15 protein-coding genes are annotated in these 17,823 nt (G+C 53.2%); all 15 read left to right on the top strand.

Going from position 1 to position 17,823, the window contains the following annotated elements; all coding sequences use genetic code 11:
• Window positions 1-131 precede the first annotated feature (131 nt).
• The gene (groES, locus tag ACLUXO_RS03935; RefSeq protein WP_270449034.1) at window positions 132-416 is read left to right on the top strand and encodes a co-chaperone GroES; all 285 of its coding nucleotides are present in this window, start codon (window positions 132-134) and stop codon (window positions 414-416) included.
• A gap of 22 nt (window positions 417-438) precedes the next feature.
• Window positions 439-2,052, top strand: a complete 1,614-nt coding sequence (gene groL, locus ACLUXO_RS03930) for a chaperonin GroEL (RefSeq protein WP_270449033.1) — start codon at window positions 439-441, stop codon at window positions 2,050-2,052.
• 138 nt (window positions 2,053-2,190) lie between these two features.
• Window positions 2,191-4,761 carry a DNA mismatch repair protein MutS gene (gene mutS / locus ACLUXO_RS03925; protein WP_412136404.1) on the top strand — a complete coding sequence of 857 codons (2,571 nt, stop codon included), beginning with the start codon at window positions 2,191-2,193 and terminating at the stop codon, window positions 4,759-4,761.
• Window positions 4,761-6,713, top strand: a complete 1,953-nt coding sequence (gene mutL, locus ACLUXO_RS03920; protein WP_412136403.1) for a DNA mismatch repair endonuclease MutL — start codon at window positions 4,761-4,763, stop codon at window positions 6,711-6,713. The genes mutS and mutL overlap by 1 nt, the downstream gene beginning before the upstream one ends.
• 9 nt (window positions 6,714-6,722) lie before the next feature.
• The gene (gene ruvA / locus ACLUXO_RS03915; RefSeq protein WP_412136402.1) at window positions 6,723-7,316 is read left to right on the top strand and encodes a Holliday junction branch migration protein RuvA; all 594 of its coding nucleotides are present in this window, start codon (window positions 6,723-6,725) and stop codon (window positions 7,314-7,316) included.
• 13 nt (window positions 7,317-7,329) lie between these two features.
• Entirely contained in the window at window positions 7,330-8,340 is a 1,011-nt protein-coding gene (gene ruvB / locus ACLUXO_RS03910; protein ID WP_003615731.1) for a Holliday junction branch migration DNA helicase RuvB, read from the top strand.
• A gap of 88 nt (window positions 8,341-8,428) precedes the next feature.
• On the top strand, window positions 8,429-8,815 hold the full coding sequence (gene yajC, locus ACLUXO_RS03905; protein WP_412136401.1) for a preprotein translocase subunit YajC: 387 nt from the start codon (window positions 8,429-8,431) through the stop codon (window positions 8,813-8,815).
• A 92-nt stretch (window positions 8,816-8,907) separates the two neighbouring features.
• Window positions 8,908-10,356: a glucose-6-phosphate dehydrogenase gene (gene zwf, locus ACLUXO_RS03900; RefSeq protein WP_412136400.1), complete on the top strand. Its 1,449-nt coding sequence runs from the start codon at window positions 8,908-8,910 to the stop codon at window positions 10,354-10,356.
• Window positions 10,356-11,471 (top strand): DNA polymerase IV, encoded by a 1,116-nt coding sequence (gene dinB / locus ACLUXO_RS03895; RefSeq protein WP_412136399.1) that lies wholly within the window; start codon window positions 10,356-10,358, stop codon window positions 11,469-11,471. Before zwf ends, dinB begins: the two co-directional genes overlap by 1 nt.
• Window positions 11,472-11,533: 62 nt before the next feature.
• Window positions 11,534-12,493: a DHH family phosphoesterase gene (locus ACLUXO_RS03890; protein WP_412136398.1), complete on the top strand. Its 960-nt coding sequence runs from the start codon at window positions 11,534-11,536 to the stop codon at window positions 12,491-12,493.
• Window positions 12,486-13,835, top strand: coding sequence for a DEAD/DEAH box helicase (locus tag ACLUXO_RS03885; protein WP_412136397.1), 1,350 nt, complete (start codon window positions 12,486-12,488; stop codon window positions 13,833-13,835). Before ACLUXO_RS03890 ends, ACLUXO_RS03885 begins: the two co-directional genes overlap by 8 nt.
• 239 nt (window positions 13,836-14,074) lie before the next feature.
• The gene (alaS, locus tag ACLUXO_RS03880) at window positions 14,075-16,708 is read left to right on the top strand and encodes an alanine--tRNA ligase (protein WP_412136396.1); all 2,634 of its coding nucleotides are present in this window, start codon (window positions 14,075-14,077) and stop codon (window positions 16,706-16,708) included.
• Between the two features lie 65 nt (window positions 16,709-16,773).
• Complete coding sequence (locus ACLUXO_RS03875) at window positions 16,774-17,031, top strand: IreB family regulatory phosphoprotein (RefSeq protein WP_002876574.1); 258 nt, start codon at window positions 16,774-16,776, stop codon at window positions 17,029-17,031.
• A complete protein-coding gene (gene ruvX, locus ACLUXO_RS03870; RefSeq protein WP_002876575.1) occupies window positions 17,031-17,459 on the top strand; it encodes a Holliday junction resolvase RuvX in 429 nt (142 codons plus the stop codon). The genes ACLUXO_RS03875 and ruvX overlap by 1 nt, the downstream gene beginning before the upstream one ends.
• A 2-nt stretch (window positions 17,460-17,461) precedes the next feature.
• Window positions 17,462-17,785, top strand: a complete 324-nt coding sequence (locus ACLUXO_RS03865; protein WP_002876576.1) for a DUF1292 domain-containing protein — start codon at window positions 17,462-17,464, stop codon at window positions 17,783-17,785.
• Window positions 17,786-17,823: the final 38 nt, after the last annotated feature.

The raw sequence follows: 17,823 nt of genomic DNA, 5'->3' as shown, positions 1-17,823 counted from the left end.
GCAACTAAAAAGTGCTATTTTTCTCTTGCCTTTTTGGAAAAAAGGGATTATTATCATAGTTGTAAGTTAGCACTTGATCAAGATGAGTGCTAAAGAATTTCTAAAGACAATTAATTTCAGGAGGGAATAACGTGTTACAACCAATTGGAGATCGCGTGATCGTTGAAGTTAAAGAAGCTGAAGAACAAACCGTTGGTGGCATCGTACTTGCTTCCAACGCTAAGGAAAAGCCAACGCAAGGCAAGGTTGTTGCCGTAGGCGGCGGCCTTTACGCTGAAGATGGCAGCAAGCTTCCTATGACCGTCCAAGAGGGCGATGAAGTTTTATACGATAAGTATTCTGGCACCAAGGTCAAGTACGAAGGCAAGGAATACTTAGTCCTTCATGAAAAAGACATTTTGGCAATCGTTAAGTAATTTAAGGAGTGCAAATTAAAAAATGGCAAAAGACATCAAGTTTTCAGAAGACGCAAGACGTTCACTTTTAAACGGGGTTGACAAGCTGGCCAACACGGTCAAGACTACTTTGGGGCCTAAGGGCAGAAATGTCGTTTTGGAACAAAGCTACGGCAACCCAACGATTACCAACGACGGCGTGACGATCGCTAAGGCAATTGAACTGGAAGACCACTACGAAAACATGGGGGCCAAGCTGGTTGCTGAAGCTGCTTCAAAGACCAACGACATCGCCGGTGACGGTACGACTACTGCCACTGTTTTGACCCAAGCCATCGTGCAAGAAGGCATGAAGAACGTGGTTGCTGGTGCCAACCCAGTTGGCATCCGCCGCGGGATCGAAAAGGCTACCCAAGCAGCCGTTGACCAATTGCACAAGAACAGCCACGAAGTTTCCAGCCGGGACCAAATCGCCCAAGTTGCTTCAATTTCCAGTGCTTCAAAGGAAATCGGCGACTTGATCGCTGAAGCCATGGAAAAGGTCGGAAACGACGGCGTCATCACCATTGAAGACTCCCGCGGGATTGAAACTGAACTGAGCGTGGTTGAAGGGATGCAATTCGACCGCGGCTACCTGTCCCAATACATGGTAACTGACAATGACAAGATGGAAGCTGACTTGGAAAACCCATACATCTTGATCACTGACAAGAAGATTTCCAACATCCAAGACATCTTGCCAATGCTGCAGGAAATCGTGCAACAAGGCCGTGCTCTCTTGATCATCGCTGATGACGTGACTGGCGAAGCTTTGCCAACTCTTGTTTTGAACAAGATCCGCGGTACCTTCAACGTTGTTGCTGTTAAGGCTCCTGGCTTTGGTGACCGCCGCAAGGAACAACTGGCTGACATCGCTGCTTTGACTGGCGGTACGGTAATTTCTGAAGACCTGGGCCTGGAACTCAAGGACACCCAGCTCAGCCAATTGGGTCAAGCCCGCCGGGTAACTATCACCAAGGACTCAACGACTATCGTTGACGGCTCTGGCGCTAAGGAAGCCATCCAAGAACGGGTTGACACCATCAGAAAGCAAATCGAAGACACTACTTCCGACTTCGACAAGAAGAAGCTGCAAGAACGTCTGGCCAAGCTGACTGGCGGCGTAGCCGTAATCCACGTCGGCGCTGCTACTGAAACTGAACTCAAGGAACGCCGCTACCGGGTAGAAGACGCCTTGAACGCTACCCGCGCCGCTGTTGACGAAGGCTACGTAGCTGGTGGTGGTACTGCCTTGGTTAACGTTGAAGAAGCTGTTAAGGCAACCAAGGGTGACACTGCTGACGAACAAACCGGGATCAACATCGTGGCCCGCGCCTTGACTGCCCCAGTTCGCCAAATCGCTGAAAACGCCGGCCAAGAAGGCTCAGTCGTTGTTGACCACCTGCGCAAGGTTGACCCGGAAGTCGGCTACAACGCTGCTGAAGACAAGTATGTCAACATGATTGACGAAGGGATCATCGACCCAACCAAGGTGACCCGGTCAGCCCTGCAAAATGCCGCTTCAATCGCCGGCCTCTTGCTGACCACTGAAGCTGTTGTGGCAGAAATTCCGGAAGACAAGCCGGAAGCTGCTCCAGCTCAACCAGGCATGATGTAAAATACTGAAATTTAACATACACAAGAATTACTGTAAGAAGGGTCCAGCTTTGGCTGGGCTCTTTTTGCGTGCAGACAAGGCAAGCAGGCCGGCGAAATGCTGTATAATTGAAAGCATACGATAAGCGAGGGAGTTTTTATGCCAAGAAAAGCCACGACTCCAATGATGGAGCAATATTACCAGATTAAAGACCAGTACCCGGATGCCTTTCTCTTCTACCGGGTGGGAGATTTTTACGAACTCTATGAAGACGATGCCGTCAAGGGATCACAGATTTTAGAGTTGACCCTGACCCACCGGTCAAATAAGTCGGAAAACCCGATTCCCATGGCCGGGGTGCCCCACATGGCGGTTGATTCTTATGTCAACACCTTAGTGGAAAAAGGCTACAAGGTGGCCATCTGCGAGCAATTGGAAGACCCGAAGAAGGCCAAGGGAATGGTCAAGCGGGGGATCATCCAGCTGGTTACTCCCGGCACCAAAATGGCCCAGGGGCCAGACGACAGCCAGGAAAGCAACTACCTGACCAGCGTGGTTGAAAAGGCCGGCGGCTATGGTCTGGCTTACAGCGACTTGTCGACCGGGGAGATTTTTGCCACCCACGTCAAGCATTACGCCGAGGTGGTCAACGAGCTCCTGTCTTTGAGAACCCGGGAAGTCGTTTTTGCCGGCAAGCTTAATGCCAGCGACCGGGACAGCCTGCAAAAGGCCAACATCACCGTGTCTGAACCGGCAGAACTGGAAGGCGAGCACGCGGAAATTTCCTATGTTCAGCAGAAACTGACTGACTCTATGGAAAAAGCCGCCGTCCGCCAGCTGGTCGTTTACCTTTTGGCCACGCAGAAGCGGAGCCTGGCCCACCTGCAAGTGGCGGAAAGCTTTGAAATCGGCCAGTATTTACAGATGGCCAACACTGTCCAGCGGAATCTGGAACTGACCCAGTCAGCCACGACTGGCAAGAAACAGGGCTCTTTATTCTGGGTTTTGGACAAGACCACCACGGCTATGGGGGGCCGGCTTTTAAAGCAGTGGCTGAGCCGGCCGCTTCTGTCTTTAGACCGGATCAACCAGCGCCAGCAGATGGTGCAAGCCCTTTTGGACGACTACTTTACCAGGGAAAATATCGTTGACTCCTTGAAGGGAGTCTATGACCTGGAACGGTTGAGCGGCCGGGTGGCTTTTGGCAATGTCAACCCCCGTGAGCTCTTGCAGCTGGCAAAAAGCCTGGAGGCGACCAAGCCGATCATCCAGGCCCTGGCCGAATCGGGCAATCCAGACCTGGAAAAATACGGGCAGGGGATCGACCCGCAAAGTGAACTTGCTGAGAGCATCACTAACTGCTTAGTTGACCAGCCGCCGATTTCGGCTAAAGACGGCGGCATTATCCGGGCCGGGGTCAGCGAGGACCTGGACAAGTACAGAGAAGCCATGAATGGCGGGAAAAAGTGGCTGGCCCAGATGGAAATGGAAGAGCGGCAGAGAACCGGGATCGACAATCTGAAGATTGGTTACAACCGGGTCTTTGGCTACTTCATCCAAGTCAGCAAGGGGAATGTCGCTAAAGTGCCCCAGGACCGCTACACCAGAAAGCAGACCCTGACCAATGCTGAGCGCTACATTACCCCGGAATTAAAGGAACACGAAAACTTGATCCTGGAAGCTGAGAGCCGGTCAACTGACCTGGAATACGAGCTCTTCAGCCAGCTAAGAGAGGCCGTCAAGGCCCATATCCCGGCCTTGCAGGAACTGGGCCGGCAATTGGCGGCCCTGGACGTCTTCGTGGCCTTTGCCCAGGATGCTGAAGAGAAAAATTACTGCCGGCCAAGTTTTTCCAGCAAAAACGAAATCGCCGTTAAAAACGGCCGCCACCCGGTTGTTGAGGCAGTTTTACCAGCTGGCTCCTATATCCCTAACGACTTAGTCATGGATGAAGACACCAGCATCTACCTCATCACGGGGCCAAACATGTCTGGTAAGAGCACCTACATGCGGCAGCTGGCCTTAATCGCCATCATGGCCCAGATCGGCTCCTTCGTGCCGGCAGACAGCGCCAAGCTGCCAGTTTTTGATCAGGTCTTCACCCGGATCGGGGCCGCTGACGACCTTTATTCCGGCAAGTCCACCTTCATGGTGGAAATGAGCGAGGCCAATGAGGCCCTCCAGCACGCTTCCAGCCGGTCTTTAGTCTTGTTTGACGAAATCGGCCGGGGGACGGCTACTTACGACGGGATGGCCCTGGCCGGGGCGATTATCAAGTACCTGCATGACAAGGTCGGCGCCAAGACCCTTTTTGCCACCCACTACCATGAACTGACTGAACTGGACGAAACTTTGCCGCACTTAAAGAACATCCACGTCGGAGCAACGGAAGAAAACGGCAAGCTGATCTTCCTGCACAAGATTTTGCCAGGACCAGCCGACCAGTCTTATGGGATCCACGTGGCCAAATTGGCTGGCCTGCCGCGAGCCGTTTTAAGAGAAGCCTCCAGCATGCTCAAGCGCCTGGAAGCAGAAGGGGCCCGGGAGATCAACCCAAGCAGCCAGCAGCTGGACCTCTTCAGTCCGGTGGAAGTAGTGGAAGAGAACCCGCTCAAGGCAGAGCAGGAGGAACTGTTAGACGAGATCAGCCAGGTCAACTTGAATGAAAAGACGCCGCTGGAAGTCATGCAGCTGGTAGCTGACTGGCAGCAGGCCTTGAAGGAAGAATAATGGCGAAAATTCATGAACTTTCAGAAAATCTGACCAACCAGATCGCGGCCGGGGAAGTTATCGAGCGGCCGGCCAGCGTGGTCAAGGAACTGGTTGAAAACGCGATCGATGCCCAGGCCAGCCGGATCAGGGTTGAAGTCCTGCATTCGGGCTTAAAGCAGATTTCTGTCCAAGACAACGGCAGCGGGATTGCCCCGGACCAGGTTGACCTGGCCTTCATGCGGCACGCGACCAGCAAGATTCAAAATGAGCATGACTTGTTCAATATCGCGACCTTGGGCTTTAGAGGGGAAGCTTTGGCTTCCATCGCCGCCGTAGCCCATGTGGAAATTTTGACTTCAACTGACGGGCAGACGGCCACCCGGGCAGCTTTTGCCGGCGGGGTGAAAAAGTTCCAGGAAGATGCCGGCAGCGCCAAGGGAACCAAGATCACGGTCGGGGACATTTTTTACAATACTCCGGCCCGGCTGAAGTATCTGAAGAGCCCGAAGACTGAACTCTTGAAGATTGTGGATATTGTCAACCGGATTGCCCTGGGCCACCCGGAAATCAGCCTGACTTTGGCCAGCGACGGGAAAGTTTTGCTTAGAACGCCCGGTAATGGCAACTTAAAGCAGGACGTGGCCAATATTTACGGCCGCAAAGTCGCCGAAAAAATGCTGACAGTGGAAAACGAGGATCCGGACTTTACCCTCTATGGCCTGGTATCAGAAGCAAACTTGACCCGGTCCTCCCGCAACTTTATCTCAATTTTGCTTAACGGCCGCTACATCAAGAACTACCAGCTCTCCAGTGCTCTTTTGGATGGCTATGGCAATAAATTAGGGGGCAAGTACCCGATCGCGGTCTTGGCGATTGAGGCTGATCCCCTCTTAGTCGACGTTAACGTCCACCCGACTAAGGAAGAAGTCCGCCTGTCCAAGGAAAAAGAGCTCAGCCGCTTGATCACCAGTGCTGTGACTGAGGCTTTAATGGATGAGGACGAGGCCAGCCCACTTTTTCAGCTGACTCCTTTTAAAGACAAGACCCAGCTGGACCAATTGGAATTCAACTTAAAACCAAACGTGGTCGACACCCGCCGGCCAGATGACTTCCAGCTGGAAGTCTCCCAGGTGGCTGAGCCGGAAGGCAAAACAGATATAACTAATAAAAAAGAAACAGAAGAAAAAGCAGAGGAAGAAAATAAACAAGAAGAGAAAGAAGAAAAAACTTCTGCTCCGGTATATGTGGACTTAAACCAGGTCAGAGAAGATGACCAATATGTCTTAACCAAAACCTGGGACCAGCATGTCCAAGAACAGACGGCCCTGCCGCCTTTTGCGGGCGGAGAAGAAGCCGCCAGCCCGGTCACGTCAAAGGCTGACCAGCTGCTAAACCACCACCTGCCGGCTCTCCGCCTTTTGGGCCAGATGGGGGGATATCTTCTAGCTGAACATGACAATGACCTTTACTTGGTTGACCAGGTGGCGGCCAGAAGACGGCTGGAGTACGACCAGATTTTAGCCAGCCTGGAAAAAGACGAGAACTACCAGCAAGGCTTGCTTGAGCCTTTGATCTTTGACTTCAGCGTCTATGACTACCAGAAATTAAAAGACCAGCTGCCCCTTTTGCGCCAGCTGGGCCTGGAGATGGAAGACTTTGGCCAGAACACCCTCTTGATGCACTCTTACCCAACCTGGCTGAAAGGGGAAGTCACTGTGCAGGTCAGGGAGCTCTTGGACCAGCTCTTGTCCAGCCGGGAAAACGATGGAAAAAGTCTCTTGAAGCTGGTGGCGGCTAAGGCGGCGGAAAGCAATGTTTCCCGCCGGGTCAATTTAACCGGCGCTGAAGCCGCCGACCTGCTGCTCCGTTTACAGACGGCCAGCGACCCTTACCGGGATGCCAGTGGCCAGGTCGCAGTCGTCCGCTTGAGCCAGAATGATTTAAGCAAGCTTTTTAAGAAAGGGAAGTGACAAAACTAGATGTACGAGTATTTTGAGGGCACCATTACCGTGGTTAATCCGGCCTATGTCGTCATTGAAGTGGCCGGGATCGGCTACCGGATCCTGACCCCGACCCCTTATGCCTATAAAGAGGGGGACAAGGCCCGGATCTACGTTGAACAGGTTGTCCGGGAAAACGGGATGACCCTCTACGGCTTCAAGAGCCAGCAGGACAAGGGCCTCTTCAACAAGCTTAATGAAGTCTCCGGGATCGGTCCCAAGTCAGCCCTGGCTATCATGGCCGCCGAAGACAACGGTGCGCTGGCTTCCGCCATTGAAAGCGGGGAAGTTTCTTACCTGACCCGTTTTCCGGGGATCGGCAAGAAGACGGCATCCCAGATCGTCTTAGACTTGCGGGGGAAGATGGGCAACTATGTGGCTGAAAACCTCTTTACCGAGGACGAACCTGTCAAAAATACGTCCCCGGCTCTGGAAGACGCCCTCCTAGCCCTTGGGGCTTTGGGCTACAGCCAAAAGGAAGTTGACCGGATCAAGCCAAAACTGGAGAAACTCCCGGAAATGTCCGCTGACGAATACATCAAGCAAGGGCTTGGCTTTTTGCTGAAGAAATAGGGGGTAAAGGAAAATGACGGAAGAACATTTGACCAGCCAGGAAGCCGCCGAAGGCGAGGAAGCGGTAGAACTGTCCTTACGGCCCCAGCTGCTCAGCCAGTATATCGGGCAAGGGCATGTTAAAAAGGACATGGAAGTCTACATCCAGGCCGCCCGCCAGCGTGACGAGGCCCTGGACCATGTCCTCCTTTATGGCCCGCCAGGTTTAGGTAAAACCACCCTGGCCTTTGTCATTGCCAATGAATTGGGGGTCAATTTAAAAAGCACCAGCGGTCCGGCCATCGAGCGGGCCGGGGACCTGGTGGCTCTTTTAACCGATCTTGAGCCCGGGGATGTCTTGTTTATCGACGAAATCCACCGCCTGGCCAAGCCGGTTGAAGAAGTCCTCTACTCAGCCATGGAAGACTTTTACATCGATATCGTGGTTGGGGAAGGGCAGACGACTCATGCCATCCACTTGCCCCTGCCGCCTTTTACCTTGATCGGGGCAACCACCCTGGCCGGGCAGTTGTCGGCGCCTCTGCGCGACCGCTTCGGGATCGTTGAGCACATGCAGTACTACCAGGTCGAAGATTTGGAAAAAATCATCCTCCGCTCAAGCGAGGTTTTCCACACCAAGATTTCCCCGCAAGCCGCCCACGAACTGGCCCGCCGGTCCCGGGGAACACCCCGGGTGGCTAACCGCCTTTTAAAGCGGGTGCGGGACTTTGCGGAAGTTAAGGGAGAAAAAGAAATCTCCCTGGAAACCACGGCCATGGCCTTAAAGCAGCTGCAAGTTGACAGTGCTGGTTTGGACCAAACAGACCGCAAGCTGCTGAGAACCATGATCTTAAGCTATGGGGGCGGCCCAGTCGGGATCCGGACCCTGGCTTCCAATATCGGGGAAGACCGGGAGACGATCGAGTCCCTGTATGAGCCATATCTTTTGCAAAACGGCTTTATCGTCATGACTCCAAGGGGGCGGGTGGTAACCCAGAAGGCCTATCAGCAGCTGAATTTGCCCCTGCCGGGTGAGGAAGAATAGCAAAAAGATCTGGTTTACAGTATAATGTTCGTTAAAGCCTTTTGGCATCTGCCAAAAAGCGGCAAATAAATTTTATGAGGTGGATAATTTGAATACTTTTGCATTAGCCGCAGCCAACAATGGTGCTGGCAGCAGCATTTTCATGCTGGTTATGCTGGCCGTTTTGTTTGGTTTTACTTACTTTACCATGATCAAGCCGCAAAAGAAGCAGCAACAGCAGCGCCAGGAAATGATGAACCAGCTCAAGAAGGGCGACAGCGTGGAAATGGTCGACGGCCTGCGCGGCAAGATCGACTCAATCAACGACGCCGACAAGACTATCGTCTTGGATGCTGACGGCATTTACCTGACCTTCTCCAGACTGGCGGTCAGAACTGTTTTGAAGCAAGCTGACGCAAGTGAAGCTGAAGCAGCCAAGCCAGCAGAAGAAAAGGCTGAAGCAGCAGAAGACAAGACTGAAGACAGCCAAGAATAAACGAACAAAACGTTCCTTCGGGGACGTTTTTGTTTTGCCTGCGCCGATAAATTGCTAAAATAGTTAGTAGTTGATTTTTTTGAGGTACTATAATGAACAATATTCCAACAGTAATGATCCTTTTCGGCGGCAGCGGCGACCTGGCCCACCGCAAGATCTATCCGGCCCTCTTCAATCTCTACCGCCGGAATGTCATTCACGACAATTTTGCCGTTATCGGCACTGCCCGGCGGCCCTGGTCACATGAATACCTGCGCGAGCAGGTGGCCCAAGCTGTTCATGAAAGCTGGGAAGAGGTCGACGAAGCGCAGCTGACGGAATTTGCCAGCCATTTTTACTACCAGTCCCACGACGTAACCAATGTTGAACACTATGTGACTTTGAAGCAATTGGCCCAGGAACTGGACGAGCGCTATGAATGCGGCGGCAACCGCATCTTCTATATGGCCATGGCTCCAAGCTTCTTTGGGACGATTGCCGAACACATTGCTGACCAGCATTTGACCGGGACCGGCTTCAACCGCCTGGTGGTTGAGAAGCCATTCGGGACTGACCTGGCCAGCGCGGAAGTCTTGAACCAGCAGATCCGCGGATCCTTTAACGAAGACCAGGTCTTCCGGATCGACCACTACCTGGGCAAGGAAATGGTGCAGAACATCCTGCCCCTGCGCTTTGGCAACTCCTTGCTCAAGCGGATCTGGAACGTCGACGCGGTTAAGAATGTCCAGGTTACCCTGGCTGAACGGCTGGGCGTTGAAGCCCGGGGCGGCTACTATGACAACTCCGGTGCCCTGCGGGACATGGTCCAGAACCACATCATGCAGATCATCACCCTTTTGGCCATGCCGGAGCCAAAAGACTTGTCTGACAAAGCCATCCACGCGGCTAAAGAAGAACTTTTGGCATCTTTAGTTATCCCAGATGAAAAAGCCGTCAGCGAAAATATCATCCGCGGTCAGTATCTGGGGACGGAAACCACTTTTGAATACGTCAAGGAGCCGAACGTGGCGGAAGATTCCAAGACGGAAACCTACGTGGCTGGCCGCCTGGAATTTAGCAAGGGGCCTTTGGCCAGCGTGCCGGTTTACTTCAGAACGGGCAAGGAAATGCGGGAAAAGAAGACCCGGGTGGACGTAGTCTTTAAGGATGAAGCTGGCCTGTATGGCGATAAGGCTAAGACCAACGTACTGACTATTGAGATTGACCCGGTCAACCAGGTCTACTTCCGCTTAAACGGCAAGACTGTCGCCGGCGGTGACCTCCGTCTTGAAAGATTCCGCTACCGCTACAGCGAAGATGAACAAGCTGAAGTGCCAGATGGCTATGAACGTTTGATCCACGACGTCTTTGTCAACGACTCCACCAACTTTACCAAGTGGGAAGAACTGAAGCAGTATTGGCGATTCGTGGACGCGGTTGAAGCTGCCTGGCAAAAGCAAAACGCCGCCGGCGAAAAGCCGGTCAAGTACCGTCCTTACTGCATGGGGCCGGATACTAGCAAGATTTTCGCGGATCCTGAGGATGGCTGGATTTACAAGTAATGGCCGATATTGACCTTTTGCCCAGGAACGATTTTTCTCGCCGGATCATCCACCTGGACATGGACGCTTTCTATGCTTCAGTTGAAATGCGGGACCGGCCGGAATTGGCGCATAAGGCAGTCGTGATTGCCCGGGATCCCCGGAAAACTGGCGGCCACGGCGTGATCGCCACCGCCAACTACCGGGCCAGAAAGTACGGGGTCGGGTCAGCCATGGCAGCCGCCCAAGCCGTCAAACTGATTCCAGCTGAAGAACTGGTTTTCGTTGAACCCGATTTCGCGAAATACCACCGGGTTTCCGGGCAAGTGCACGAATTAATGCACGAACTGACCGACCAGATCGAAAGCGTGGCGCTGGACGAAGCATATATGGACGTGACCCGGAGCAAGATCCCCGGCAAAAGCGCCCTGGAGCTGGCCAGCTATTTGCAAGAGCAGATCTTCCGCCAGCTGCACTTGACCTCATCTTTTGGGGTCAGCTACAACAAGTTTTTGGCCAAGATGGGGTCAGAATACGCCAAGCCTTTTGGCCGCACTTATCTCGCCCCGGACCGGGCCCAGGACTTTTTAGACAGGCAGGAGATCAAGAGATTCCCCGGCATCGGCAAGAAGACCCAGGAGCGGCTAAAGGAAGCTGGAGTTTTGACCGGCCGCGACATCAGAAATTACGGGCTCAGCCGCCTTTTAAAAGACTATAAGAAGTCCGGCTATTACATGGCCCTGCATGCTTATGGCATTGACTTAAGCCCCGTCCAAGCCTCCAGGCAGCGCAAGTCCCTAGGCAAGGAGCGGACTTTTGAACCGGTAATCTATGACCAGGGCCGGGCTGAGGCCTACTTAAAGGACTTCAGCCAGACGGTGGCGGCTGAACTAAAGGAAAGAAATCTTTTAGCCCGGGTGGTCGTTTTAAAGGTCCGCGACCGCAATTTTAAAACTATCACCCGCCGGCAGCAGGTCCAGCCGACCAGTGACCCGGAAGTCTTTTATCAGCTGGCCAAGGAGCTCCTGGCCCGGGAACCGGAATTCCTGGCTGAAGGCATCCGCCTCTTGGGCCTGTCAGCCGGCGAACTTGAAGAAAAACATTATCAGGAAATCAGTCTTTTTGCAGATGAATAGCTAAAAGGCTGATTTTTTGCTAAAATAAAATTTTGAACTCATAAGGCAGAAAGGACCCCGCGATGAATACTTTTGACGAAATTTTCAGTAAGATTAAGCAATATCCAACCATCATCCTCCACCGGCACACCAATCCCGACCCGGACGCGATCGGCTCCCAGGCCGCTTTAGCTAAGAGCCTGCGCCTGCAGTTCCCGGACAAGAAGATTCTCTGCACCGGGGAAAATGATGTCGGTGACCTGGACTGGATCAACACCATGGACGAAGTCAAGGATGAAGACTACCAAGGCGCTTTGGTGATCACGACTGACACGGCCAACACGCCGCGGATCTCTGACCAGCGCTACCGGCTGGGGGACTACCTAATCAAGATTGACCACCACCCGGACGTTGACCCATACGCTGACATGTCTTACGTTGACTCAAAAGCTGCTGCTGCCTGTGAAATCATCGCTGACTTTATCGAAGCAGAAGGCCTGCCCCTTAACCAGGAAATCGCCCTGGCCCTCTACGCCGGTATTATCGGTGACACTGGCCGCTTCATGTACGACGCGACCAGCGCCCACACCTTCGAAGTAGTATCCCGCTTGATGGAGACGGGGATCGACATCTCCCAAATCGCCAGAAACGAAAGTGAAGTTACCTTCCAGCAGGCCAAGCTGCAGAGCCTGGCCCTGGAGAAAATGCAGCTGGACGAAAGCGGCCTGGTCGCTATCGCCGTAATTAGCCAGGCTGACTTAAAGGCCCTGGGCGTTACCCAGCCGCAAGCTTCAGTCACTGTTTCAACCCCGGGCCGGATCAAGGGGATTCTGACCTGGTTGGTCATCGTGGAAAAAGAAGACGGTACTTACCGGGTCCACTACCGGTCAAAGGGTCCGCACATCCACAAGCTGGCTGAAGCCCACGACGGGGGCGGCCATGAATTAGCCTCTGGAGCAACGGCCCATGACCAGGCAGAAATTGACCAGATTTTCCAGGAATTAGTTGAAGTAACCAAGAAATACAAGGAAGACCATGAATAACATTTTTACTGATACCCGCTTAAGAAGCGAAATTCGCCAGGGCCTGGCCAAGATCGGCTTTACTAAACCGACTCCGGTGCAGGAAAAAGTCATCCCGGCCATGCTGAAAGGCGAAAGCGTGATCGTCCAGGCGGCTACGGGGAGCGGGAAGACCCACGCCTACCTGATCCCGATTTTAAATGCCATTGATGAAGACGCCCGCTATGTCCAGGCCATCGTCACGGCTCCCAGCCGGGAACTGGCTGACCAGCTCTACCGGGTGGCCCGCCAGCTGCGGGATAATTCCGGTTTAAACATCACCATTGCCCACCTGGCCGGGGGCAGCGACCGGGACCGGCAGATCGCCAGATTTGAACAGAACAAGCCCCAGCTGGTTATCGCTACGCCGGGCCGGCTTTTGGACTTTGCTGACAAGAAGATCCTGCTTTTGGACCAGGTCAAGAACTTTGTCATCGACGAAGCTGACATGACCCTGGACTTGGGCTTCCTGGCCGATGTGGACAAGATTGCCGCCCGCCTGCCAAAGGACGTGGTCATGTCCGCCTTTTCAGCCACGATTCCGGTCAAGCTGACCAACTTTTTACGCAAGTACATGGCCAAGCCGGAAGAAATCGTGATCGACAATCCGGCAGTTATTGCCCCAACCATTAAAAACGACCTCTTGGACATCGGCAGCAAGGACAGAAAGAAGATCGTCTACAAGCTTTTGACCATGGGCCAGCCTTACCTGGCTCTGGTTTTCGCCAATACCAAGCAGATGGTCGACGAACTGGCCGACTACCTAACTAAGCAAGGGCTCAAGGTAGCCAAGATCCATGGCGGCATTACCGAACGGGAAAGAAAGCGGACCCTGCGGGAAGTCCGGGCCGGCCAGTACCAGTACGTTGTCGCCAGCGACCTGGCTGCCCGGGGGATCGACTTGCCTGGCGTCAGCCTGGTGATCAACTATGAGATTCCCAAGGACCTGGAATTCATTATCCACCGGATCGGCCGGACTGGCCGCAACGGCCTGCCGGGCCACGCCGTGACTTTGGTCAGGGAAGAAGAGATGAACCGGGTGGGAGCCTTGGAGCACATGGGCGTTCACTTTGACTTCGTTGAAATCAAGGACGGGGCACTCGCTCCGCGGACTCACTACCGCCGCCGGGACAACCGGACGGCCTCAAACCGCCAGCTTGACCCCCACATGAAGGGCGTGGTCAAGAAGGTCAAGTCCAAGCGCAAGCCTGGCTACAAGAAGAAGATCAAGCAGGCGATTCAAGAAGACAACCGCAAGAAGCGGAAGATTGAAGCCCGCCACCAAAAGCGCCTCCGTAAGCGCAAGCGCGAACAAAACCGTTGACATTTTTTCTCTAAGTAGTAAAATTAGTGACGTTTAAGATATGTTTTCTGTCCAGGCGATTCAAAGAGAGAACCGGCAGCTGGGAAGGGTTTATCACCAGGCAGGAAATGCTCCTTAAAGTGATCAATTTAAGATAAACAAGAGGTAACAAGCATTGTTGCAATCAAGGTGGTACCGCGCCTAGAGCGTCCTTGAAGAAGGCAAAGATGCTTGTTTTTTTGTATTTTTAGGAGATTTTGATGAAAAAGTTAAACAGTTCAGAATTTCGGCAAATGTTCCTCGACTTTTTTGCTGAACACGGCCACATGGTCATGCAGTCAGCCAGCCTGATTCCAAAGGATGACCCGACTTTGCTCTGGATCAACTCCGGGGTGGCAACCATGAAGAAGTACTTCGACGGCTCAGTCGTGCCAAAGAACCGCCGGATTACCAGCTCACAAAAGTCAATCAGAACCAACGACATTGAAAACGTCGGTAAGACTGCTCGCCACCAAACCTTGTTTGAAATGCTGGGCAACTTCTCAGTTGGTGACTACTTCAAGGAAGAAGCGATTCCTTGGGCCTGGGAATTTTTGACCAGTCCTGACTGGCTGGACCTGGACAAGGACAAGCTTTACGTAACTGTTTACCCTAAGGATACTGAAGCTCACCGGATCTGGCATGAAGTCGTCGGCCTGCCGGAAAGCCACATCGTGCAATTGGAAGACAACTTCTGGGACATCGGTGAAGGCCCATGTGGTCCTGACTCAGAAATCTTCTACGACCGTGGCCAGGAAAACAATGACGTGCCAGAAGACGACCCGGAAAACTACCCAGGCGGGGAAAACGCCCGTTACCTGGAAATCTGGAACATCGTCTTCTCAGAATTCAACCACCTGCCAGACGGCAGCTACGTTGAACAGCCGCACAAGAACATCGATACCGGGATGGGTCTGGAACGTGTCCTGTCTATCCTGCAAGATGCCCCGACCAACTTTGAAACCGACCTCTTCCTGCCAATCATCCACGCTACTGAAGAAATGAGCGCGGACAAGAAGTACAGCGCAAACAAGGCTGACGATACTTCCTTCAAGATTATCGCTGACCACATCCGGGCTATCTCCTTTGCCATCGGTGACGGGGCCCTGCCAGGCAACACTGGTCGCGGCTACGTTTTGCGCCGACTTTTGCGGCGGGCAGCCTTGAACGGCCGCAAGCTGGGCATCGACGGAGCTTTCCTGTACAAGCTGGTGCCAGTAGTCGGCGACATCATGAAGAGCCACTACCCAGAAGTCAGCGACCAGGCTGAATTCATCAGCAAGGTCATCAAGAACGAAGAGGACCGCTTTGGTGCAACTCTGGAAGCCGGCTTGACTTTGCTGGACGCCTTGATCGACAAGGCTGAAAACAGCGAAGACAAGACCATCTCCGGCAAGGACGCCTTCAAGATGTTCGACACTTACGGCTTCCCATACGAATTGACGGTTGAAGCTGCTGAAGACAAGGGCTTGAAGGTTGACAAGGATGGCTTTGACGCCGAAATGGAAGCGCAGAAGGAACGTGCCCGCAAGGCCCGGGGTAACCTGCAATCCATGGGCTCACAAGACGAAACCTTGATGGAAATCAAGGACAAGAGCGTCTTTGAATACGGGGTCTACGAAGAAGAAAGCCAGCTGGTTGACATCATCGTTGACGACAAGCTGGTGGACAAGGCTGACGGTGAAAAGGCAACCTTGATCTTCGACAAGACGCCATTTTACGCTGAACGGGGCGGCCAGGTGGCTGACCACGGTGACATCTACGACCAGGAAGGCAACTTAGTTGCCCGGGTAGTTGACGTTCAGCACGCGCCTAACGACCAGAACCTGCACTTTGTCGACGTAATCCTGCCACTTGTCAAGGGGCAGACCTACAAGCTGAAGATTGACCGGGCGCGCCGGGAAGGCCTGCGCCACTCCCACTCGGCTACCCACCTCTTGCACGCTGCCTTGCGGCAAGTATTGGGTGAACACACCCACCAGGCCGGGTCAGTTGTTGAACCAGACTACTTGAGATTCGACTTCACTTCCCTTGACCCAACCACGCCAAGAGAATTGAAGAACGTTGAAAAGATCGTCAACGAAAAGATCTGGGAAGCAATCCAAGTCAAGACCACGGAAACTGATCCGGAAACCGGTAAGAAGATGGGCGCCTTGGCTCTGTTTGACGGCAAGTACACTGACAAGGTCAGAGTCGTGCAAATGGATGACTTCTCCATCGAATTCTGTGGGGGTACTCACTGCGACAATACCTCCCAAATCGGCGTCTTCAAGATTATTTCTGAACAAGCTATTGGTGCCGGGGTCAGAAGAATTGAAGCCGTAACTTCCAAGCTGGCTTACGAATACTTAGCTGGCCGCTCAGACATCCTGGACCAGATCCAGGCTGAAGTTAAGGCGACTAAGGCTGACGGCATCCAAAGCAAGATTGCCAGCCTGCAAGAAGAACTCAGAAGTGCCGAAAAGCAAAACGCCGCTTACGAAGCCCAAATCAACGCTTCCAAGGCCGGCAAGATCTTTGACCAGGTCAAGACGGTTGGCGACTTGACGGTTATCGCCACGATCGCTGACGTCAAGGGGATGAACGACTTGCGGGAAATCGCTGACCAATGGAAGAGCGAAGGCAAGTCTGACGTCTTGATCCTGGGCGCTAAGTCTGAAGACAAGGCCAACATGCTGATCAGCCTGGGTCAAAAGGCCCTGGACAAGGGCCTGAAGGCCGGTGACTTGATCAAGAGCGTGGCTGCTATCTTTGGCGGTGGCGGCGGTGGCCGGCCAAACATGGCCCAAGCCGGCGGCAAGAAGCCAGAAGGCCTGCAGGATGCCATCGACGCTGCAGTCAGCCAGCTGGACTAATTAGGCTAAAATAATTGAGTTAAGGAAAATTTTTAAGTAGAATAGACAAAAGAGGGGGAATAACAATGAGTTCGCTTGATAAGACGATGCACTTTGATTTTAACCAGAATAAGGGAAAGAACATCCGCGACACTCTGGAAGATGTATACAAGGCCCTGGAAGAAAAGGGCTACAGCCCGATCAACCAAATCGTGGGTTACCTGCTTTCAGGCGACCCAGCGTACATCCCACGCCACAACGACGCCCGGAACCTGATCTTGAAGCACGAACGCGATGAAATCATCGAGGAACTGGTCAAGAGCTACCTGGGCAAGGACAAGTAATGCGCCTGCTGGGTTTGGACGTCGGCTCCAAGACCATCGGGGTGGCCGTCAGTGATCCCTTGGGCATCACCGCCCAGGCCGTGATGACGATCCCGATTGATGAAGACCGGCACAATTTCGGTATGCGGTCTTTAAAGAAGCTGGTCCGCGAATATGAAGCGGACGGCTTTGTCCTGGGCCTGCCCAAGAACATGGATGGAACGGCCGGCCGGTCGGTCAGCCGGAGCAAGGCCATGGGCGAGCGCCTGGAGCAGAAGTTCGGCTTGCCAGTCTACTATGACGATGAACGCTTGACGACCGTGGCCTCAGAGAGGATTTTGGTTGAAGAGGCGGGAATGCATGATCGCCGGCAGCGCAAGGAGGTCGTTGACCAAATGGCAGCTGTGTTGATTTTGCAGAACTATTTGGATTTACAGCGAAAGGAATAACTATGGCTTTTGAAGTTAGCGCCGAAGATCAAGACAGACAATTGACCTTGATCGATGAAGACGGCAACGAAGAATTATTTGAAGTATTGTTTACTTTCCATTCTGACGACAATGACAAGTCCTACATCCTGCTTTACCCGGCAGCTGTAGAAGATGACGATGAAATTGAAGTCCAGGCTTTCAGCTACGACGCCGATGAAGATGGCGACGTAACCAGCAGCGACCTGCACGAAATCACTTCTGACGCTGAATGGGACATGGTTCAAGGGGTGCTCAACACCTTCCTTGAAGATGACCGTTTGAGCGGTGACGATTCTGCAGAATAAGAAAGAAGCGGGTGCTATGCCCGCTTTTTTTGTTAGGA

Origin of the sequence: Lactobacillus delbrueckii subsp. bulgaricus (assembly GCF_046938665.1) — a bacterium.
In the GTDB taxonomy this organism is placed as follows: Bacteria; Bacillota; Bacilli; order Lactobacillales; family Lactobacillaceae; genus Lactobacillus; species Lactobacillus delbrueckii_C.
The sequence above is the reverse complement of the archived record's forward strand: the minus strand, read 5'-3'. Positions and strand labels throughout refer to the sequence as shown.

Coding starts and splice junctions, on each gene's coding strand:
- groL (WP_270449033.1), top strand. CDS start 439: ATGGCAAAAGACATCAAGTTTTCAGAAGACGCAAGACGTTCACTTTTA.
- mutS (WP_412136404.1), top strand. CDS start 2,191: ATGCCAAGAAAAGCCACGACTCCAATGATGGAGCAATATTACCAGATT.
- mutL (WP_412136403.1), top strand. CDS start 4,761: ATGGCGAAAATTCATGAACTTTCAGAAAATCTGACCAACCAGATCGCG.
- ruvA (WP_412136402.1), top strand. CDS start 6,723: ATGTACGAGTATTTTGAGGGCACCATTACCGTGGTTAATCCGGCCTAT.
- ruvB (WP_003615731.1), top strand. CDS start 7,330: ATGACGGAAGAACATTTGACCAGCCAGGAAGCCGCCGAAGGCGAGGAA.
- zwf (WP_412136400.1), top strand. CDS start 8,908: ATGAACAATATTCCAACAGTAATGATCCTTTTCGGCGGCAGCGGCGAC.
- dinB (WP_412136399.1), top strand. CDS start 10,356: ATGGCCGATATTGACCTTTTGCCCAGGAACGATTTTTCTCGCCGGATC.
- ACLUXO_RS03890 (WP_412136398.1), top strand. CDS start 11,534: ATGAATACTTTTGACGAAATTTTCAGTAAGATTAAGCAATATCCAACC.
- ACLUXO_RS03885 (WP_412136397.1), top strand. CDS start 12,486: ATGAATAACATTTTTACTGATACCCGCTTAAGAAGCGAAATTCGCCAG.
- alaS (WP_412136396.1), top strand. CDS start 14,075: ATGAAAAAGTTAAACAGTTCAGAATTTCGGCAAATGTTCCTCGACTTT.
- ACLUXO_RS03875 (WP_002876574.1), top strand. CDS start 16,774: ATGAGTTCGCTTGATAAGACGATGCACTTTGATTTTAACCAGAATAAG.
- ruvX (WP_002876575.1), top strand. CDS start 17,031: ATGCGCCTGCTGGGTTTGGACGTCGGCTCCAAGACCATCGGGGTGGCC.
- ACLUXO_RS03865 (WP_002876576.1), top strand. CDS start 17,462: ATGGCTTTTGAAGTTAGCGCCGAAGATCAAGACAGACAATTGACCTTG.